General features: G+C 71.2%; 12 protein-coding genes. 3 read left to right on the forward strand and 9 right to left on the reverse strand.

Annotated elements, in window-relative coordinates; genetic code table 11:
- Nucleotides 1–62: 62 nt before the first annotated feature.
- Nucleotides 63–518 (reverse strand): hypothetical protein, encoded by a 456-nt coding sequence (locus ACFXHB_RS07410; protein ID WP_380572851.1) that lies wholly within the window; start codon nucleotides 516–518, stop codon nucleotides 63–65.
- Between the two features lie 465 nt (nucleotides 519–983).
- Between ACFXHB_RS07410 and ACFXHB_RS07415 the strand changes: the two genes are divergently transcribed.
- On the forward strand, nucleotides 984–2,489 hold the full coding sequence (locus ACFXHB_RS07415; RefSeq protein WP_380572852.1) for an alkaline phosphatase family protein: 1,506 nt from the start codon (nucleotides 984–986) through the stop codon (nucleotides 2,487–2,489).
- Between the two features lie 93 nt (nucleotides 2,490–2,582).
- On the opposite strand, the gene ACFXHB_RS07420 is transcribed toward ACFXHB_RS07415, so the two are convergent.
- Nucleotides 2,583–3,572 (reverse strand): trypsin-like serine peptidase, encoded by a 990-nt coding sequence (locus ACFXHB_RS07420; RefSeq protein WP_380572853.1) that lies wholly within the window; start codon nucleotides 3,570–3,572, stop codon nucleotides 2,583–2,585.
- Between the two features lie 540 nt (nucleotides 3,573–4,112).
- Between ACFXHB_RS07420 and ACFXHB_RS07425 the strand changes: the two genes are divergently transcribed.
- Nucleotides 4,113–7,028 (forward strand): discoidin domain-containing protein, encoded by a 2,916-nt coding sequence (locus tag ACFXHB_RS07425; RefSeq protein WP_380572854.1) that lies wholly within the window; start codon nucleotides 4,113–4,115, stop codon nucleotides 7,026–7,028.
- A 111-nt stretch (nucleotides 7,029–7,139) separates the two neighbouring features.
- On the opposite strand, the gene ACFXHB_RS07430 is transcribed toward ACFXHB_RS07425, so the two are convergent.
- A complete protein-coding gene (locus tag ACFXHB_RS07430; RefSeq protein WP_380572855.1) occupies nucleotides 7,140–8,114 on the reverse strand; it encodes a helix-turn-helix transcriptional regulator in 975 nt (324 codons plus the stop codon).
- Between the two features lie 63 nt (nucleotides 8,115–8,177).
- Here ACFXHB_RS07430 and ACFXHB_RS07435 point away from each other — a divergent pair, with 63 nt between their 5' ends.
- Nucleotides 8,178–8,657 (forward strand): hypothetical protein, encoded by a 480-nt coding sequence (locus tag ACFXHB_RS07435; RefSeq protein WP_380572856.1) that lies wholly within the window; start codon nucleotides 8,178–8,180, stop codon nucleotides 8,655–8,657.
- 138 nt (nucleotides 8,658–8,795) lie between these two features.
- Here the strand turns inward: ACFXHB_RS07435 and ACFXHB_RS07440 are convergent, their stop codons facing one another.
- The 6 genes from ACFXHB_RS07440 to ACFXHB_RS07465 form a co-directional block, all read right to left on the reverse strand.
- On the reverse strand, nucleotides 8,796–13,091 hold the full coding sequence (locus tag ACFXHB_RS07440; protein WP_380572857.1) for a discoidin domain-containing protein: 4,296 nt from the start codon (nucleotides 13,089–13,091) through the stop codon (nucleotides 8,796–8,798).
- A gap of 443 nt (nucleotides 13,092–13,534) precedes the next feature.
- A complete protein-coding gene (locus ACFXHB_RS07445; protein WP_380572858.1) occupies nucleotides 13,535–15,172 on the reverse strand; it encodes a glycoside hydrolase family 13 protein in 1,638 nt (545 codons plus the stop codon).
- Between the two features lie 113 nt (nucleotides 15,173–15,285).
- Nucleotides 15,286–16,155: a carbohydrate ABC transporter permease gene (locus tag ACFXHB_RS07450; RefSeq protein WP_380572887.1), complete on the reverse strand. Its 870-nt coding sequence runs from the start codon at nucleotides 16,153–16,155 to the stop codon at nucleotides 15,286–15,288.
- 35 nt (nucleotides 16,156–16,190) lie between these two features.
- On the reverse strand, nucleotides 16,191–17,168 hold the full coding sequence (locus tag ACFXHB_RS07455) for a carbohydrate ABC transporter permease (protein WP_380572859.1): 978 nt from the start codon (nucleotides 17,166–17,168) through the stop codon (nucleotides 16,191–16,193).
- Nucleotides 17,169–17,256: 88 nt separating this feature from the next.
- Entirely contained in the window at nucleotides 17,257–18,660 is a 1,404-nt protein-coding gene (locus ACFXHB_RS07460) for an extracellular solute-binding protein (protein ID WP_380572860.1), read from the reverse strand.
- A 417-nt stretch (nucleotides 18,661–19,077) separates the two neighbouring features.
- Nucleotides 19,078–20,163 carry a LacI family DNA-binding transcriptional regulator gene (locus tag ACFXHB_RS07465; protein WP_380572861.1) on the reverse strand — a complete coding sequence of 362 codons (1,086 nt, stop codon included), beginning with the start codon at nucleotides 20,161–20,163 and terminating at the stop codon, nucleotides 19,078–19,080.
- Between the last annotated feature and the right edge of the window lie 258 nt (nucleotides 20,164–20,421).

The following is a 20,421-nucleotide window of genomic DNA, read 5'->3' on the forward strand; positions in this document are numbered from 1 at the left end:
GGCCGCCGGCGGTCCCGGTCGTACCCCGCCCGGGGCCGGTGTTCGCCGCCCCGGCCGTCGGCTCAGCCGCAGTGTTCGTGGCTGTAGCCGGCGTCCCCCTGGCCGGAGAACTCGTTGTACGCCAGCCGCCCGACGAAGTCGACGCAGGCCCCCTTGGCGTACGCGTAGACCGGGCCCGCGTAGCTGGTGTAGTTGCTGCCGGCGCCGTCCTGGCTCCAGGCGCCGCCGCCGGACTGCCGTAGGGCGACCGTGATCTCGTGCTGGCCGGTGACCACCGTGTCGTTGCCGCGGGCGATCGCGCAGTTGTAGCCGTTCCCGCTGTTGTAGTAGATGTCGATGAAGCCGACCACCGTGCCCAGGGCGCGACTGTCGGTGATCTCCCAGCTCTTCTTGAAGGCGTACGCGCTCCCGCACTTGTTGACCCGGGGGTAGGCGTGGGCCGCGCCGGCGGAGACGCCGACCAGGCCTCCGGCGAGGACGGTCGCCGTGAGTACCGTCGCCAGGCGCTTCTTGATCATGGAGAGCTCCTCGGAGTGCCGTGGTGGCCGGGATCGGGTCGGCCGGGTGACGGTCCCCGTGGGACCGTCACGGCGCCGGCGTGTCCCTCGCGGGTGCGAGTCGCCCGAAGGTCCGGTGGAACTCCCATGGTGCGGGCCCGTCTGATTGTCCGTCCGCGAGGGGCGGTCGCGGTCCAGGTGAACCGCGGACAACCCGGATTGTCCGCGGACGGGAGGGGAGCGGGGGCCGGGAGGGCCAGGGGTGTCCGGGGGTGAACGTCCCGGCGATCAGCCGTACCCGAATGATCGCGAAACGGTAACCGGTCTGTACCTAAGTTGGGCAGTTGTTCATACAACCGTATTTTGAGGGAGACCAGGGGATAGCCGCGCGACTCCAAGCTCTTCAGCGGCGCCCGCCGCGATGGTGCCTCATCCCGGCCCGCCCGTCCCGCACCCATCTCCGTCTCCCCTGGAGTTCCTGTGCACATGTCCCGTTCCGTCCGGGCCGCCCTGGCCACCGCCACGCTCACCGCGGCGCTGCTGCCGCTCACCGGTGTCCAGGCCTCGGCGGCCACCGGTCCGTACAAGGGTCTGCCGAACGGCACCAAGACGGCCAAGACCCTGGTGATCGGTGTCGACGGCACCCGCTACGACAAGCTGGTGACCGCCGACGCGCCCAACCTCAAGGCGCTGATGGCCTCGGGCCTGACCGCCACCAGCAACCTGTACGCCAACCCGCTGGCCCCGACGCTCTCCGGCCCGGGCTGGTCCAGCATCGCCACCGGCGTCTGGCCCGACAAGCACGGCGTCAAGGACAACAACTTCGTCGGCTCGCGCTTCGACCTCTACCCGGACCTCGCCACCCGCCTGGAGACGGCGTCGCCCAGCGCCTCCACCCTGGTCGCCGCCTCCTGGAACCCGATCGCCGACAACGTCTTCAACGGCAAGGCGGACCTGCGGATCACCGAGAGCGAGAACGACGTCAAGACCGCCTCGGACGCCGTCGACTACCTCGCCAACGGCAACCCCGACACGACCTTCCTGCACTTCGACCAGGTCGACGAGGCGGGCCACAGCTACGGCGGCGCCAGCACCCAGTACGCCGCCGCGATCCACTCGGTGGACGCCCTGGTCGGACAGGTCCTCCAGGCGGTCCGCGGCCGCGCGACCTACGCGTCCGAGGACTGGCTGATCATCGTGACCACCGACCACGGCCACACCGACGCGGGCGGCCACGGCGGGAACAGCGCCGCCGAGCGCCAGACCTTCCAGATCGTCAACGGGGCCGGCTACGCGGCCGGTTCGAAGCGCTTCGACATCAAGCCGGTCGACATCGCGCCCACCGTGCTCAAGCACGAGGGCGTCGCCCTCCAGCCGGCCTGGCAGCTCGACGGCAAGCCGATCGACGAGATCGTCCCCGACGCGTTCGACGCGCTGCGCCCGAGCCTGCAGGCCCGGGTGGACGAGACCGGCATTCCCGCCGCCACCAAGGGCTGGACCCACACCCCGCCGAGCGGCTGGACCATCGACAACTCCCGGATGCCGAGCGGTGGCGTCACCGAGTGGCGCGGTTGGACCTTCGCCACGGACGAGTTCTGGACGGCCTCCCAGCTCGGTCAGTCCCGGGAGACCAACGTCCGCGCCCGCAACGTCTTCGCGGTCGCCGACTCCGACGAGTGGGACGACAAGTCGCACGGCGCCGGGCAGTTCGACTCCACCCTGGTCAGCCCCGCGTTCCCGGTCAGCGGCACCCAGGCGGTCGTGTCCTTCGCCACCGACTACAAGGTGGACGGGCCGCAGACCGGCGACCTGTACATCGTCTTCGGGACCGGCGCCCCGCAGCTGGTCAAGTCCTACCGCAGCGACCTCAACGGCTTCGAGAAGCTCCCGGTCACCGTCCCGGCCGGTGCCACCACCGCGCAGCTCCAGTTCCGCTACACCGGCACCAACAGCGCGTTCTGGACGGTGGACCAGGTCTCCGTCACCTCCTGACGCACCCGTGGGGGCCGGCCCCCACGGACGCCGCCGCTCCCGGGTCCGCCGTCGTCGTGACGGGCGCCCGGGAGCGGCACCAGCATGCTCCGGTCAGGTGACGGAGCCCTGGTTGAGCCACATCGTGTGGACGTTGTCGTTGAAGTACGGGCTGAAGATCCTGCCGTCCTCGTAGGTGCTCGTGACGCCGTTGACGGAGGTCACGAACGTCTTCGGGTCCGTCCACAGCCAGGGCCCCCCGCTGGCGCCCTGGCCGATCAGGTTGCAGGGCATCTCGATCAGGAGCGGGACGAGGACGCGGCTCTCGATCGTGCGGGTGCAGTCGACCTGGTACTCCCCGTTGTCGACGTTGCCGGGGTAGCCGTAGGCGGTCAGGGACACCTCGGCGGTCTGGTTCCACGTCAGGGCGTTGGCGCCGGTCGCGTCGACGACCTTCTGGCCCTGCGCGTTGGGGTTGACCGTCACGAAGGCGACGTCGGCCTCGGGGCTCGCGTCGTCGACCCAGTCGACGAAGGCGCGGGCGCGCTTCATGGTGAAGAAGCCGTACGGGTACGGGTCGGCGCCGTTGTAGGCGGGCACGTAGATCCAGCGGGTCCTGAACCAGTTCGGCGTCTGCCCGTGGTAGCCGCTGCCGCCGGTCACGATGCAGTGTCCCGCCGTGACCACCATCATCCGCGAGGGGCTGCTGATGGCGCCCGCCGAACAGGTGCCGTCCTGCTGGGTGACGGGGTTGGTGTAGAAGACGCGCCCGACGGTCCTGTTCGCCGAGGACTTCGCCGCGTCCGCCGCCGCGCCGTCCGCCGTCGCGCCGTCCGCCGCGGCGGGCAGTCCGGCCGCGGACCTCGCGGCCGCCTCCCGGCCGGCCTCCGCGGTCACCGCGGCCGCCATCCGTTCCGGCGTCCAGTAGGCGCCGGCCGCCTCCAGATCGCTTCCGTCGCCCTGGACGGTGGTCGTCGCCCCGGACCCGCCGACGGTCGTCGACCCGGGCCCTCCGGTGTGGCCCGCCGCGCCGGCGGTCCCGGCCGGCCCCAGGCACAAGGTCGCCGCCAGAGCGGCGCCGCACACGGTCCTGAACCATCTCATCGCTGTTCTCCCTGCTCCTCGTGCGTCCGTCGCGGCGGCGCCCCGGTCGGTGCCGGTCGGCCGCGCGAACTTCGTACCGGGAGCTTCGCATCGGTCCCGGGCGCGTCACATGAGTACGTGTACTCAGGAGGAGGTGCCCAACGGGCTTGTGTGCCGGCTGAGTTGATCACGTTCTACGGCCGGCGCCGGTGATCGTCCAGGTGTGGACGATCACCGGCCGCCGCCGACGGGGTGCTTGATCCCCGTCGCCGCCCTCGCTTGTGACGCGGGAACATCGGCCGCCTGAACGAATCTTGCGCTGTTAGTGTCAGATTTTTGCTCTTTCATATGGACTTCATGCGACGGCGCCCATAGTCTCTCCTCGCTCGGCCGAAACCACCGCGCCACACGTTCGAAGCCTCCGCGCAATCCGATCGTCCGCAACGCCGCAACGCCGCAACGCCGGAGCGCCGCAGCGCCCGTGCCGGTGCCGCCCGCCCTGCCGTCTGGTCCCCACCCCTCTGGCACGCCCCCCACGACCAGCAAGGATGTGTAACCGATATGCAGTCACCGCCCGCCCGCCGGCTACGGAGCAGCGTCGCCGCGCTGACCGCGGTCGCGCTCGGCAGCGCCGGCCTGTTCACGGCCGCCGTCGTCGGCACCGCCACCCCGGCCCGCGCCGCCGGAGTCCCGACGCTCTCGCCGCTGAACGTCTCCGGCCGTGGCGCCACCGTCCCGTTCAAGGAGCAGGAGGCCGAGTACGCGGCCACCAACGGGTCGGTGATCGGCCCCGACCGGCTCTACGGCCACCTGCCCTCGGAGGCCTCCGGCCGCCAGGCGGTGACGCTGGGCGCGGTCGGCCAGTACGTGGAGTTCACCCTCACCGCGCCGGCCGACTCGATCGACTTCCGCTACAGCCTGCCCGACACCGCGGACGGCAAGGGGCGGGACGCCTCGATCGACCTGCTGGTCAACGGCAGCAAGCTGAAGAGCGTCGACGTCACGTCCAAGTACAGCTGGTACTACGGCGGTTACCCGTTCAACAACAACCCGGGCGACACCAACCCGCACCACTTCTTCGACGAGACCCGGACGATGTTCGGGACGACCTACCCGGCCGGGACGAAGATCCGGCTCCAGGTCGCCTCGACCGCGCAGTCTCCCAGCTTCACCATCGACCTGGCCGACTTCGAGCAGGTCGGAGCCCCGATCGGCAAGCCGGCCGGGGCCATCGACGTGGTCGCCGACTTCGGGGCCGACCCCACCGGCGCCACCGACTCCACCGCCCGGTTCCAGGCCGCCGTCAACGCCGGTCAGTCCCAGGGCCGCACGGTCTACATCCCGCAGGGCACCTTCACCCTCTACGACCACGTGGTGGTCGACGGCGTGACGCTGGCCGGGGCCGGCCCCTGGTACAGCGTGCTGGGCGGCCGCGACCCGAACAACCGCGCCAAGGCGGCCGGCGTCTACGGCAAGTACGTCGGCCAGGGCGGACCGAGCCAGAACGTCACCCTCAAGGACTTCGCCATCATCGGCGACATCCGCGAACGGGTCGACGAGGACCAGGTCAACGCGGTCGGCGGCGCGATGTCCAACTCCACCCTGGACAACCTCTGGCTCCAGCACACCAAGGTCGGCGCCTGGATGGACGGTCCGATGGACCGCTTCACCGTCAAGAACAGCCGGATCCTTGACCAGACGGCCGACGGCGTGAACTTCCACACCGGCGTCACCAACTCGACCGTCACCAACACCTTCGTCCGCAACACCGGTGACGACGGCCTGGCCTCCTGGCCGGAGCGGGTGCCGAACGTCGACGACAGCTTCACCCACAACACCGTGGTGCTGCCGATCCTGGCGAACAACATCGTCACCTACGGCGGCAAGGACTTCACGATCTCCGACAACGTCATGTCGGACACCATCAGCAACGGCGGCGGCCTGCACATCGCCAACCGCTACCCCGGGGTCAACTCCGGCAGCGGGACGGCCGTGGCGGGCACCATCACCGCCGCCCGCAACACCCTGATCCGCACCGGCAACAGCGACTTCAACTGGCAGTTCGGCGTCGGCGCGATCTGGTTCGACGGCCTGAACGAGCCGATCGCCGGCGCGACCATCAACATCACCGACACCGACATCCTGGACAGCTCCTACGAGGCCGTCCAGACCATCGACGGCTCGGCCAGCGGGATCAACTTCACCAACGTGAACATCGACGGTGCCGGCACCTACGCCATCCAGGCGCAGGCCAACGCCAGCATGAGGTTCACCAACGTCAAGGCGAGGAACATCGCCCAGGCGGCCACCCCGATCCACAACTGCGTCGGCAGCGGCTTCGTGATCGCCGACGGCGGCGGCAACTCCGGCTGGAACAACGGCACCACCTGCGGCGGCACCTGGCCCACCCCGCAGTGGACCTACGGCGGCCAGCCGTCCACCGGCGGCGGAACCTCCTCGCCGAGCCCCTCGCCCAGCACGCCGACCACCCCGCCGGCCAGCCCGACCGCGTCGCCGACCACCCCGACCACGCCGCCGGCCTGCCACCCGGGCACCGGCAACCTGGCCCAGGGCAAGACGGTCACCGCCACCAGCACCAACCAGACCTACACCGCGGCCAACGCGGTGGACGGCAACGCCGCCAGCTACTGGGAGAGCGCCAACAACGCCTTCCCGCAGTCGATCACCGTCGACCTGTGCGCCGTCACCGCGGTCGGCAGCGTGACCGCCAAGCTCCCCTCCGGCTGGGAGAAGCGCACCGAGACCGTCACCGTCCAGGGCTCCACCGACGGCGTCTCGTTCAGCACCCTGGCCCCGTCGGCGGGCATCACCCTCGACCCGGCCACCGGCAACACCGCGACCGTCGGCTTCGCCCGGACCGACACCCGCTACGTCCGGGTGACCGTCACCGGCAACACCGGCTGGCCCGCGGCGCAGCTCTCCGAGCTGGAGGTCCGCGCCACCGGATCGACCACCCCGCCCACCACCACCCCGCCCACCAGCACCCCGCCCACCAGCACCCCGCCCACCAGCACCCCGCCCACCACGCCGCCGGCCACCACCAACCTGCTGGCGGGCAAGTCGCTGAGCGCCACCAGCACCGTGGACGTCTACGGCGCCGCCAAGGCGAACGACGGTGACCCGTCCAGCTACTGGGAGAGCACCGCGAACGCCTTCCCGCAGTCGCTGACGGGTGACCTCGGCGTCGCCACCCCCGTGGGCCGCCTCGTCCTGAAGCTGCCCCCGGCCACCGCCTGGGCCACGCGGACCGAGACCCTGAGCGTGCTCGCCAGCACCGACGGCATCAACTGGACCACGGTGAAGGGCGCGGCCGGCTACACCTTCGACCCGGCCGGCGGCAACACCGTGACGGTCTCCGTCCCGGGCACCAGCGCCCGCTACCTGAGGCTCGCGTTCGGCGGCAACACCGGCTGGCCCGCGGCGCAGCTCTCGGAGTTCGAGGCCTACACCTCGTGACCTCGGACTGACTCCGGGCTCCCACCGAGGCCCTCCGGCCCGCCCCGCGCGGGCCGGAGGGCCTCGGCCTGTCCGGGGGGGCACCCGGCACCCCGCCACCCGGTCTCCGGGTCACGCGGCCGGTGGGGTGTCCGGGCCGGCGTGCAGGGCGGCGATCGCGCGGGCGGTCGCCGCCATCCGCTCGCGCAGCGCGGGCGGTTCGAGGACCTCGACCTCGGCGCCCAGGGCGAGGAACTCCCGGCAGGCGTGGTCCAGCGACTCGATCGGGAGGACGGCGCGGGTCCAGCCGTCGGCCTGGGGTTCACCGGTGGCCCGCAGGGCCCGGCCGGCCGGGCCGGTGAGCCGGGCCGCGCCCTCGGGCGACAGCCGGACGACGGCGTCCGCGGTGTGCAGCGAGGCGTGGAACTCCGCCTGGTGGGCCTGCCAGTAGGCGGCCAGGTCGAAGTTCCCGGGCACCCGGAATCCGCCCTCCAGCCGCTGGAGTCCGAGGATCTGGTCGATCCGGTAGACGCGCGGGCCGGGCGCCGCGACCAGGTACCAGCGGCCCGCCTTGAGGACCAGTCCGTACGGTTCCAGCCGCCGGTCCACCTCGGTGGGCTCCTTCCAGCGGCGGTAGCGCAGCTGCAGCACGTGGCCGTTCCAGACCGCGTCGGCGACCGCCGGCAGGAACGGGACCGGCCGGGCCTGCGCGTACCAGCCGGGCGCGTCGAGATGGAACCGCGCCTGGATCCGGCCGGCCTGCTCGCGCAGCGCGGGCGGCAGCGCGGCGCGGACCTTCAGCTGCGCCGCGGCCAGCACGGAACCGAGGCCGAGCTCCGCCGCCGGGCCGGGGACACCGGAGAGGAAGAGCGCCTCGGCCTCCTCCGGGTTGAGGCCGGTGAGGCGGGTGCGGTAGCCGTCGAGCAGCCGGTAGCCGCCGCGGTGCCCGGCGTCCCCGTACAGCGGGACGCCGGCCGCGTGCAGGGCCTCGGTGTCCCGGTAGACCGTCCGGACGGAGACCTCCAGCTCGGCGGCCAGCTCCGCGGCGGTCATCCGGCCGCGGGTCTGGAGCAACAGCAGGATCGAGAGCAGTCGGCCGGCGCGCATGAGGAGGATTCTGCGGCACTCCACTGACAGAGGGTGTCAGTGGAGGGGTCCTAGCCTGCGGTCATGGCTTTCGAGGAGAAGTTCCTGTGGACCCCGCCCCCGATCGAGGTGGGCGGGCGTCGCTTCAAGTGCTACCACGTCAGCGCCGATCCGGCGGGCATCGCGCCCGAGGTCGAGCGGGCGGCCTACGCCGTGCTGCCCGAGCTGCTGCCCGAGCCGGACGGCACGCCGTCGGCCGGCTTCCTGGTGCTGCACCGCGGGGGCGACACCGGCGCCTATCTGAACGTCTACTCCTGGGTGTGGGACAACGTGCTGCACTTCCGCGGGGCGGCGGCGGGCCAGCCGGCGCTGGACTGCCCCGACCTCGATCCGACCCACTTCCGGGTGCAGACCCGGCCGTGGATCGGGTGCGTGTGGGAGCTGCCGCCGATCACCCACGAGCGGGAGTCCTGGGTACGGCACGTGCTCGCGCCGGCCCGGCCGGACCTGGACGCCTACCTGGCCGACCCGATGGCCGAGGGCAGCACGGGAGCGCGGGCCTGAGCGGCTCCGACCTCCTGGTCGGCGCGCGGTCGTGGCCGACCGCCGGCCGTAGGCACCGGCACCGGGCCCGAGCACGGCGGTGCCGCCGGGAGGCGTGGCCCCCCGGCGGCACCGGATCCGCTGACTACCGCGTGACCACTACGGGTTGACGGTGATGGTGAAGGTCGACGTGGTGTTCTTGATGTTCTGGACGTTGTTGCTCATCCGGAGGTTGTTGAAGGTCACCGAGCCGACCGCCGGGCCCTGGCCGGGCTCCGCCGACTCGTTGGCCCACACCGCGATGCCGGACTTGGCGTCGAAGGCGTCGCCGCTGCGCCGGGCCCCGGAGATCGAGATGTTGGTGAAGACCGTGTCGGTGACCGGGTTCTGCGGCTGGCCGCCGGAGTAGTTCGTCTGGAACATGATGCCGTGGTACGTCGGGTCGACGATGTCCACGTCGCTCACCCGGATGCCCTGGAACACCTTGGAGGCCGAGAAGACCCAGATGCCGCCGAAGGTCTGCGAGCCCCAGAAGTGGCCGCCGGCCCGGACGATGGAGATGTTCTGCAGGTTGGTCGGGATGGTGCCGAAGCCGTTCATGGGGTACCCGAAGTCCAGCGAGCTGATCGTGATGCCCGAGTAGACCAGGGTGTCGGCGATGTAGATGTTGCGGAAGGTGTTGTCGTACCCGCCGTAGACCGCGACGCCGGCCGCGCGCCAGGTCAGGATGGTGCTCAGGTTCTCGAAGACGTTGTTCTTCTCGTCCGCGCCGCCGGCGTCGATGGCGGAGAAGAGCGCGAAGCTGTCGTCACCGGTGGACCGGGCCTCGTTGTTGCTGACCAGGTTGTCGGTGCTGCCGTTGGTCATGTTGATGCCGTCGGCGAAGGTGTCCCGGATCCGCGAGTTCTTGATCACCATGGAGTCGGTGTTGGCACCCCAGTACATGCAGACCATGTGCTCGGTCCAGATGTTGTCGATCGTGATGCCGGAGACGTTCGCGAAGTCGAACACCTTGCCCGGGCCGTCGATCCTGGACGTGTAGTTCCCGAAGTAGCCGAAGCCGGAGAAGGTGGAGCCGTTGGCCGTCGACTGGGCCCGGAAGCCCACGTCCGTGTTGGACTGGTCGGTCGGCGCGTAGAAGCGGGTGAACCACGGGCCGGCCCCGACGACCTTGACGGCCTTGCCGTAGACCTGGAACTTGTTGGCGGTCTGGTAGTCACCGGCCGGCAGGTAGACGCCCACCAGGGTGCCGGTGGTGTCCATCCGGACCTTGTCCAGGGCCGCCTGGACGTCGCCCTGGGCGAAGCCGGTCGGCACCACGTACGTGGCCGGGTTCGGGTTGGGGATCGCGGTGGCCTGCTCCAGGCTCACGAAGTCGATCGCGTAGGTGGTGGTGTTGGCGGCGTCCTTCTGCAGCTTGATCCTGCTGCCGGCCGGGACGGTCGTCCCGAGCAGGATGTTCGCCTCGTCGTAGACGTGGCGCGGGCCGCCGGCGCCCGGCGAGTTGCCCGGAGAGGTCTCGTTCCCGTACAGCCAGGCGTACTTGGAGGTCAGGTCGATGGCCTTGAGGAAGCTGCCGTTGACGTAGACGTTCAGCGTCGAGGTGATGCCGTCGCCGCCGGCCGCGTCCGGGATGGAGAACCGGGTGACCAGCGTGTTGGTGCTGGCCTTGGTGGTGAACTCGACCGAGCTGCCGGTGGAGTCGAGGGTGACGGCCTTGCGGCCGGAGGCCTCGCCCGCCAGGTCGCCGACGGTGCGGTTCGGGCCGACCACGGCCGCGCCGCCGCCGAGGACGCCGTCCTCCGCCTCGTAGGTGTCGTACGGCATGTTGGCGCCGCGACCGACGTACAGGGGCTGGCTGCTGGTGTTGTTGGCCTGCTTGACCGGCAGCTCGTTGGCGTCGTCGGCGATCACCGTCCGCACGGTGTACTTGCCGTTGCCGGCGGTCCAACCGCCCAGGTTCACCGGGGTGGTGGTCGTGCCCGGCGCGATGGCGCCGGTGTAGGAGCCGGTCAGCGTCTTGACCACGCTGCCGGTGGTGGTGTCCGCGACGGTCAGGGTGACGCCGTGCGCGCCTCCCGCCGAGGCGACGGTGCCCTGGTTCTTGATCGCCGCCGTGAAGGTGACGTTGTTGCCGGCCGCCGGGTTGCCCGGGGTCCAGCTGACCGGCGCGGCGACCAGGTCCGAGCTGGCGACCGGGGCGACCACCAGCGCGGTCGGGTTGGTGTAGCTGTTGTTCGTCTCGTCCTGCTCGATGACGGCGTTGGCCTCGTCGACCTTGGCGATCACCTGGTAGCTGCCCGCGTTCTGCGGGCCCGCGGCGACCGAGACCGTGCTGGACGCGCCCGCGGCCAGCGCGCCGACCTGCGCGGTGCCGACCTTGGTGGCCCCCAGGTAGAGGGTGACTCCGGTCGCGCCGGAGGGCGCCGTGCCGTTGTTCTTCACGGTGGCGGACAGGGTGACGGCATCGGTCTCGACCGGGGCGGCGGGCGCGGCCGAGGTGGCGGTGACCACCAGGTCCGGGTTGGGCGCCGGGGCGCCGATCACCTGGAACTCGGCGACCTGGCCGGCCGCGGAACCCGAGTTGGCGGTGATCCTCAGCTGGACGTCGGCCACCGTGGCCGACAGCGGGATGGTCACCGTGTTGCCCGAGGCCGGGTCGAAGGTGTACGACTTCGCCGCCGACAGGCTGGTGAGGCCGCTCGCGCTCTGCTCGCGGCCCAGCACCTCGATGGTCTGGGTCCGGGTGGCCCAGGCCGCCGCCGGGTTGAGCCTGACCACGACCGAGTTCACGATCGCGTTCGAACCCAGCTGGGTGGTCAGGGTGTTGGGGTAGCTGCCGCCCGCGCCCTCCCAGTAGGTGGCGGTGTCGTTGTCGTTGGCGTTCGCCGCGACGAAGGTGAAGACGCTGGAGTTGGCCGAGATCGGCTTGCCCCCGGCCAGGTTGGTCCCGCCGCCACCGCCGCTGCCGGTCCGCACCACGGTGTTGCTGCTCGCGGACTGGTTGCCGGCCGCGTCCTTCGCCTTCACGAAGTACGAGACGGTCGCGGTGTCGGGCTGGCTGTCCGGGTAGCTCAGGACGTTGCCCGCCACGCTGCCGCGCAGGGCGCCGTTGGCGTACACGTCGTAGCCGGTCACCCCCACGTTGTCGGCGGACGCGCCCCAGGCCAGCCGGACCTGGCCGGAGGCCGGCTGGGTGAACGTCAGCGTGGTGGGTGCGGACGGTGCCTGGGTGTCGCCGGAGGCACCCGTGCGGGTGACGGTGTTGCTGCTCGGGGACTGGTTGCCGGCCGCGTCCTTCGCCCTCACGAAGTAGGAGACGGTGGCGCTGTCCGGACGGCTGTCCGTGTAGCTCAGGACGTTGCCCGCGACGCTGCTGAGCAGCGTGTTGTCGGCGTAGACGTCGTAGCCGGTGACGCCGGTGTTGTCACTGGCGGCGTTCCAGGTCAGCTTGATCTGGCCCGCGGCGGGCTGGGTGTAGGCCAGACCGGAGGGGGCGGTCGGCGCCTGGGTGTCCCCGGTGGCCGGTCCGTAGACCTCGAACTCGGACAACTGCGCGGCCGGCCAGCCCGTGTTGGCGGTGACCTTCAGCCGGACGTACCGGGTCGTGGTGGTGTTCAGGTTCAGCGTCACCGTGTTCCCGGACGCCGGGTCGAACAGGTAGCCGGCGGAGGCCACCAGGTCGGCGAAGGTGGTCCCGTCGTTGCTGGTCTGCACCGTCAGGGTCTGGGTGCGGGCCTCCCAGCCGCCGGGCAGCTTCAGCACCAGCTTGTTGACCGGCACCGCCGCGCCGAGGTCGGCCTGGATCCACTGCGGCAGCGCGTTGTTGGCGCTCTCCCAGTAGCTCGCCCGGTTGCCGTCGTTGGCGTTCGCGGCGGTGTAGGCCTGCGAGGTGCTGCTGGAGGACAGTGTCCGGCCCAGGGCCAGGTTGCCGCCGGTGCCGGTGGCGCCGTGCACCTCCAGCTCGGAGATCTGCGCGGCCGGCCACCCGGTGTTGGCCGAGATCGCCAGCCGGACGTAGCGGGTGTTGGTCGCCGGGAAGGAGATCTTCACCGTGTTGGCGTTGCCGGGACCGAACGAGTACGCCGCCGAGCCGGAGACGGTGGTGAAGCTGGTGCCGTCGGCGCTGCCCTGGACGGCGAGCGTCTCGGTGCGGGTCTCCCACCCGCCGGGCAGCTTCAGCACCAGCTCGTCGACGCTGGTGCCGCTGCCGAGGTCGACCTGGACCCACTGCGGGAGCGCGTTGTTGCCGCTCTCCCAGTAGGTGTTCTGGTCACCGTCGTTGATGAAGCCCGCGGTCCGGCCGTCGGTCGCGCTGCTCGCGGAGACGGCTTTGCCGGCGGCGAGGTTGGGGCCGCCCGCGGCGCGCGCGGGCAGCAGCGGGCCGGCGACGATCAGCAGGCCGGCCGAGGCCAGCGCGGCTATCAGCCGGGGAAGGGGAGCTGTCGATCTCACTGGGGTCCTCTGGATCTCGTCAGGATGACAGGGTGGGGGCGCGGAGACGTGGAGAACCGTCTCCTCGGGTGCCGATCCGTGAGTGCCGTCCGGGTGTGCGGGCATGGCGATGCCCGGGTGTCCGGCGGTGTGAGGGGAGCCCGAGGGGGTGGGGCGCGAGCCGAGATCATCTGGAGCCTCCGGAGGAGGGGCCGACGTACTCAGGGCGGGTGGCGGCGCTCCGTCGGTCCGGGGCGCGGTCGAACGGCGGCCGGCGGTGGTGCGGCCGGCGGTGGTGCGGCCGGCCGGAGGGCGGAGCGGTGGCGCGGTGCGTGCTGCGGGGTGGAGCCGCGCCCGTCCCGTCGAGGACGGCGCGGCTGGCGGCGGGCGGCGGCACCCTCAGGCGGTCCCGTGCCCGCGGACCGGCCGTTCCCCGGGCCCGCCGCGGCCGGGGAGCCGGCCGGTCAGGCCCCGTGCAGCCAGACGGCGGTGTCCGCCGGGAGGTGTCCGTCCGCGAGCGGACCGCTGGCCAGCAGCACGGTGGCGCCGGTGGGCAGCGGCGCCGGGGCGGCCGAGAAGTTGACGACGCAGCTGAACCCGGTGCCCCGGCGGAAGGCGAGGACCCCGGCATCGCCGGGCAGCCACGCGAACGCGTCGCCGTGCGGACCGGCGTCGGCGCGCCGGACGGCGAGGGCGGTGCGGTAGAGCGCCAGCATCGAGCCGGGGTCGGCGCACTGCGCCTCCACGGTGAGCGCCGCCCAGTCGGCGGGCTGCGGCAGCCACGGCTCGACGCCCGGCGGCGAGAAGCCGTACGGCGCCGCGGTGCCCGACCACGGCAGCGGGACGCGGCAGCCGTCCCGGCCGGGGTCAGTGCCGCCGGAGCGCAGGTGCATCGGGTCCTGGAGCCGCTCGACCGGCAGGTCCTCGACCTCGGGCAGGCCGAGCTCCTCGCCCTGGTAGAGGTAGACGGCGCCGGGCAGCGCGAGCGACAGCAGCGCCGCCGCGCGGGCCCGCCGCAGCCCGAGGGCCAGGTCGGTGGGGGTGCCGAAGGCCTTGGTGGCGAAGTCGAAGCGGGTGTCCCGGCGCCCGTACCGGGTGACCGTCCGGGTGACGTCGTGGTTGCAGAGCACCCAGGTGGCCGGCGCCCCGACGGGGGCGTGCAGGGCCAGGGTGGAGTCGATCGAGGCGCGCAGGCCCTCGGCGTCCCAGGGGCGGGCGAGGAAGTCGAAGTTGAAGGCGGTGTGCAGCTCGTCGGGGCGCAGGTAGCGGGCGAACCGCTCGGCGTCGGGGAGCCAGACCTCGCCGATCAGGATCCGGGTGCCGGGATAGGAGTCGGCGATCGCCCGCCAGCTCCGGTAGATCTCGTGCAGTTCCTCCAGGTCGGCGTACGGGTGCGGATCGACGTCCTTGACGAAGTCGGGCAGCGAGGGGTTCTTGGCGAGCAGCGCCGCGGAGTCGATCCGCACCCCGGCCGCGCCGCGGTCGAACCAGAAGCGGAGGATCGACTCGTGTTCGAGGCGGACCAGCGGGTGCGCCCAGTTGAGGTCGGGCTGCTGCACGGCGAACAGGTGCAGGTACCAGTCGCCCGGCGTGCCGTCGGGGTCGGTGGTGCGGGTCCACGGGCAGCCGCCGAACTCGGACACCCAGTCGTTGGGCGGCAGTTCGCCGTCCGGGCCGCGGCCGGGTCGGAAGTGGAACAGCTCGCGCGCGGGGCTGCCGGGGGCCGCCGCCAGTGCCGCCCGGAACCAGGGGTGTTCGGAGGAGACGTGGTTGGGGACGATGTCCACCACGGTGCGGATGCCGAGTCCGAGCGCCTCGGCGATCAGCTTCTCGGCCTCGGCGAGCGTCCCGAACAGCGGGTCGACGTCGCGGTAGTCGGCCACGTCGTAGCCGCCGTCGGCCATCGGGGACGGGTACCAGGGGTTGAACCAGATGGCGTCGACACCGAGTTCGGCGAGGTAGGGGAGGCGGGAGCGGACCCCGGCCAGGTCTCCGGTACCGTCGCCGTTCCCGTCGGCGAAGCTGCGCGGGTAGACCTGGTAGATCGCCGCGTCGCGCCACCAGTCCGACGGCTCGGACGGGTGCCTGGGGTTCTGTCCCACGGTGGGGGGTCCTTTCGACTGGAAGCGGGAGGAGCGTGGTGGGCCGGGCCGTCGGCCCGCCCGCGGGGACGGGAGTCCTGGCCGGCGGCCGTTCGGGTGCGCCCGGGGCCCGGTCAGCCCTTGAGGCCACCGGAGGTGAGCCCGGACATGATGCTGCGCTGGAAGACCAGGAAGAACACGATGGTCGGCGCCGAGGCGATGGCCAGCGCGGCGACGATGACGTTCTGCGGGACGCCGGTGGCGAGTGACCTGATGCCGATGTTGAGCGTCTGGTCCGCCGGGTTCGGCTGGACGAGCATCGGCCAGAGGAAGTCCTTCCAGACGTTCACCACGGCGAAGATGGAGACCACCCCGAGGATCGGCCGGGACATCGGCAGCACGATCGAGCGCAGTGTCCGCAGCGGGCCGGCGCCGTCGATGGCCGCGGCGGCGAGCAGGTCCTGCGGGATGGAGTCGAAGAAGCGCTTCAGCAGGAAGATGTTGAAGGCGTTGGCGACCGTCGGCAGCCAGATCGCCCACGGGGTGCTGATCAGGTTGAGGTGCAGCAGCGGCAGGTCCAGCACGGTCAGGTACTGCGGCACGATCAGCACCGCCGACGGGATCATCAGCGTGGCGAGCATCATGCCGAGGACCACGTTGCCGAGGACCGGCCGCAGCTTGGAGAGCGAGTAGGCGGCGGCGACGTCGAAGACCAGCTGGAAGGCGAGGGCGCCGAAGGCGTAGTAGACGGTGTTGAAGAGCAACCGCCCGAGCTTGAGTTCCCTCCACGCGGTGGCGTAGGTGCCCCAGTGGATCTCCGACGGGAAGAGCGTCGGCGGGCTCTGGATCACCTCCTGGGTGGACTTCAGGCCACCGGTCACCAGCCAGTACAGCGGGCCGATGAAGACCAGGGTGAAGACGACCACCACGACGGTGAGGACCGTCCAGTAGACGGCCTTCCCGAGCGGCCGGTCGAGCTGGGTCTGCGGGACGAGCGTCCGCATCCGCGGTTCCTTGGCTGCCACGGTCGGCTCCCTTCTCAGTCGTTGTCGGCGGTGCGGCTCAGCCGCGCGTACAGGGCGGAGAACCCGGCGAGCACCACGAGCATGACCAGCCCGAGGGCCGAGGCGACGCCGTAGTTGTTGCCGCCCAGGTCGAAGGCGTACTCGTAGACCAGGTAGACGACCGTCATGGTCGAGTTCTGCGGACCGTTGCCGCCGGTGAGCAGGAACGGCTCCACGAAGACCTGCATGGTCGCGACGATCTGCAGCAGCAGGAGCAGCGACAGGATCAGCCTGGTCTGCGGGATGGTCACGTGCCAGAGCTTGCGCAGCAGGCCGGCGCCGTCCAGGTCGGCCGCCTCGTACAGCTCGCCGGGGATGCCCTGCAGGGCCGCCAGGTAGATGAGCGTGGCGCCGCCCATGTTCATCCAGGTGGCCGCGATCACCACCGAGACCATGGCGGTGTCCGGGGAGTTGAGCCAGGCCGAGGTGGGCAGGTGCAGGGTCTTGAGGATCTCGTTGAAGAGACCGTAGTCCGGGTTGTAGAAGTACTTGAAGAGCAGCACCGCGGCGACCGGCGGCATCATCACCGGCAGGTAGACCAGGATCCGCAAGTAGGCCTTGGCGTGCCGCAGTTCGTTGAGCAGCACCGCGACGAAGAACGGCAGGGCGAACCCGAGGACCAGCGCGAGCAGGGTGAACAGGAAGGTGTTGCGCCAGGCGTGCCAGAAGTCCGGATCCTCGAGGATCCGCCTCAGGTTGTCGAACCCCACCCAGGTGGTCCGGCCCCGCTTGGTCTTCTGGAAGCTCATGACGACTTCGCGGACCATCGGGTACCAGGTGAAGAAGCCGAAGCACACCAGGGCCCCGAAGAGGAACCCGTGCGCCGACAGGTTGCGGCGGACCTTCCGGCCGAGCCCCGAGCGCTCCCGGCCGCCGGTGCCGCGCCCGGTGGGGGCGCCGCCCGCCCGCGCGGGCCGGCGGTTGGTCTTGTAGGGGGAGATGGTCCCGGCCATCGGTTCTCCTGGTGTGCTGGCTCTACGGGCTGGTCGGACGGTTGCCGGGGCACGGGGGCCGGCCGGGCGGGCCGGCCCCCGTCCACCGCTACTGGAGGCTGGAGAGCACCTGGTTGGCCTGGCTCTCGGCGTCGGTCAGCAGCTTGTCGATGTTCGCGTTCCTGTCGGTCAGCACGGCGGAGACGGCGGCGTCCAACACCTTGTAGAGCTGCTGGGCGTTGGCGGGCTCGGTCTTGCCGGGGACCGGGGTCGAGACGTACGGCGCGTAGTTCTTCACCGGGACGGTCGCGCTGGCGGCCTTCGCGGCGTTGTCGGCCGCGAGCGAGGCGCCGCCGAAGAAGTTGGGCTGCGGGATGCCGACCGGCAGGCCGTCCGTCTTGTTGCGGGCGTAGTCGAACTGGCCCTTGCCCATGGTCAGGTACTTGAAGTTGACCCAGGCGACGCCGGCCTTGATCTGGTCGGGGGTGGAGCCCTTCTTGAAGAAGCGGCCGTCACCGCCGAGCAGCGCCGCCTTGCCGCCCGGCATCGGGCCCATGCCGTAGTCCTCGTAGTTGCCCTTGAGCGTCTGCACCATGTACGTGATGTCGTCCGGCGCGCCGACGTAGATGCCGAGCTTGTCGGTGGAGGTCTGCGTCATCAGGTCCGGCCACTTCAGGCCCTGGGCGCCGCCCATGGTGTTGTCCGTCCAGCGCATGTCGTACAGGTTCTGCAGGACCTGCTTGCCCTCGGCGCTGTTGAAGGCGGTCTTCTTGCCGTCGGCGGAGAGCATCGTGCCGCCGAGGCCGTACAGTTCGGCGGTGAAGTGCCAACCGCCCTGGTTGGTGGCGCTGTAGTCGCCGTAGCCGTTGACGCCGTTGCCGAGCGCGGCGATCTTCTTGGCGTCCTCGCGGATCTCGGCCCAGGTGGTCGGCGGCTTGTCGGGGTCCAGGCCCGCCTGCGCGAAGAGCTTGCGGTTGTAGATCAGGCCCATCTTGTAGTTGGTGACGGGCAGACCGTAGAGCTTGCCGTCGGCGTCCTTGAGGGTGGCGAGCACCGACGGGTCGATGTCCTTCAGCGCCGGGACGGTCTTGTCGTTCACGTACGCCGAGATGTCCGCCGCCGCACCGGCGTCGAGGATCTGGTTGGTGTCGGTGAAGTACGCGTAGAAGAGGTCGGGCTGGGTCTTGCCGGCGAGCTGCGCGGTGAACTTCGCGGGCTCCTCGCACGGCTGCCCGTCGGTGGCCTTGATCGTGACGTTCGGGTAGATCTTGTGGAACGCCGCGATGTCGTCGTCCCACTGCTTGCGCTCGGCCGGCTTGGTGGTCGGCGGCTGGCAGTCGGCGGTGATGGTGACCTTGGTGGCCGGGTCCAGCGGGGCCGTGGCGTCGCTCGCCCTGCCGTCGTCGCCCGACGACGACCCGCCGCCGGAGCTGCTGCACGCGGCGGCGGAGAACGCGAGGCCGGCGACGACGACCGCGACGGCCGATCTGTGGAGAAGCCCGTTTGTCTTCATGTTCGGGTGGACCCTTCTACAAGCACGGTGGGCACGGTCGGCGCTCGGGGCGCGGGAGGGCCCATGTAGTTCCGGTGGGGGCCGTGCTGTCCTGCGGACGGCACGGGGGCGTGCGACGTGCGGGTGAGGTGATGCACCAGGGTGAGCGGCTCTCGGTGCTTCCGGGGGCAGCCGTCACGGACCTTGCGCGGGCCCGGCGGTGGGTGCCCCTGGCGGCGCGGCTCACTTAACCACTCCTCGACAGATGACCACAAGATGTCGACGGGATTTCGCAAAAACACGATGCCAGGTCGTGACTTTGCGAACCGAGGGGCTTCGACCGGCCGATCCCCGGGCATGGCAGGAGGGTGCGAGCCACGGCTCGCACCCTCCAGGGAGCCCTTCCGACGGGCCGTCGGACACCCGCCGGGACGCCCGCTAGGACGCCCGCGGGCGACCTGCGGGGGCCGGTGCGGGAAGGCTCGGCGGGCCCTGACTCCGCCCCGACGCCGCGCTGCGGCCGGGCGCCGGACCGCTGGACGCCCGCACCACCAGATCCGGCTCGAAGGACACTTCGTCGTGGTCCACCCGGGCCCCCGCGATCTCGCTGACCAGCAGCTCCACGGCCGCCTTCGCCATCGCCTCGATCGGCTGGCGGACCGTGGTCAGCGGCGGATCGGTGCAGGTCATGAAGGGGGAGTCGTCGTAGCCGATCACCGAGAGGTCCGCCGGAACGGCCAGCCGGTGCCGGCGCGCGGCGCGGATCGTCCCCAGGGCCAGCGGATCACTGGCGCAGACGATCCCGGTCACGCCGTGCCGCAGCAGCCGCCCGGCCGCCGCCTGGCCGCCCTCGATGGAGAACAGTGCCCGTTCGACGAGGTACTCCGGCAGCTCGACCCCGGAACGCGCGGCGAACCCGCGCGCGGCGGCGAGCTTGCGGTTCGACGGGACGTGGTCCTGCGGACCGAGGACCAGGCCGATCCGCCGGTGCCCCAACTGCCGCAGGTGCCCGAAGGCCTGCTCCATCGCCACCGCGTCGTCGCAGGACACCCGGGGGAAGTCGAGCGCGCCGGTGCCGGCGTTCAGCAGGACGGTCGGCACACCCCGCTCGAACAGCTGGGCGTAGTGCCCGTGCGGGGCGTCGTCCTGGGCGTAGAGGCCGCCGAAGAACACCACCCCCGAGACCTGCTGCTGCAGGAGCAGGTTCACGTACTCCGGCTCGGACACCCCACCGGCCGTCTGGGTACAGAGCACCGGGGTGAAGCCGTGCTGCGCGAGCGCCGCCCCGACGCTCTCCGCGAAGGCCGGGAAGATCGGGTTCTGCAGCTCCGGCAGGACCAGGCCCACCAGCCGTGACCGCAGCCCGCGCAACTGCGTCGGCCGTTCGTACCCGAGCACGTCCAGCGCCGTCAGCACGGCCACCCGGGTGCTCTCCGACACGCCGGGCCTGTCGTTGAGCACGCGACTGACCGTCGCCTCGCTCATCCCGACCTTCTTCGCCACTTCCGCAAGTCGTCGAGTCATGCTTGCGATCCTAGGGCAGGAAGCTTGGAGGAATTTGCATCGATACGTCAAAATCTTCCGGTCACTACGTCATGATTCTCCGCCGCTCCGGGGTGGAGCGGCGGCGCTCGGAGTGTCGAGGTGGACCGGCGGTCCAGGAGGGCAGCGCGGTGACCGGCTGCCGCTACCCCACTGCCGAGCCGCGGCAGGTCGTCGCGTACGCCCCCGGCCGCTGCCCGCCGTGGGTGTTCGCCGAGGTGGGTGGGCCGCGGGTTCTTG

Origin of the sequence: Kitasatospora sp. NPDC059327 (assembly GCF_042752535.1) — a bacterium.
Lineage (GTDB): Bacteria > Actinomycetota > Actinomycetes > Streptomycetales > Streptomycetaceae > Kitasatospora.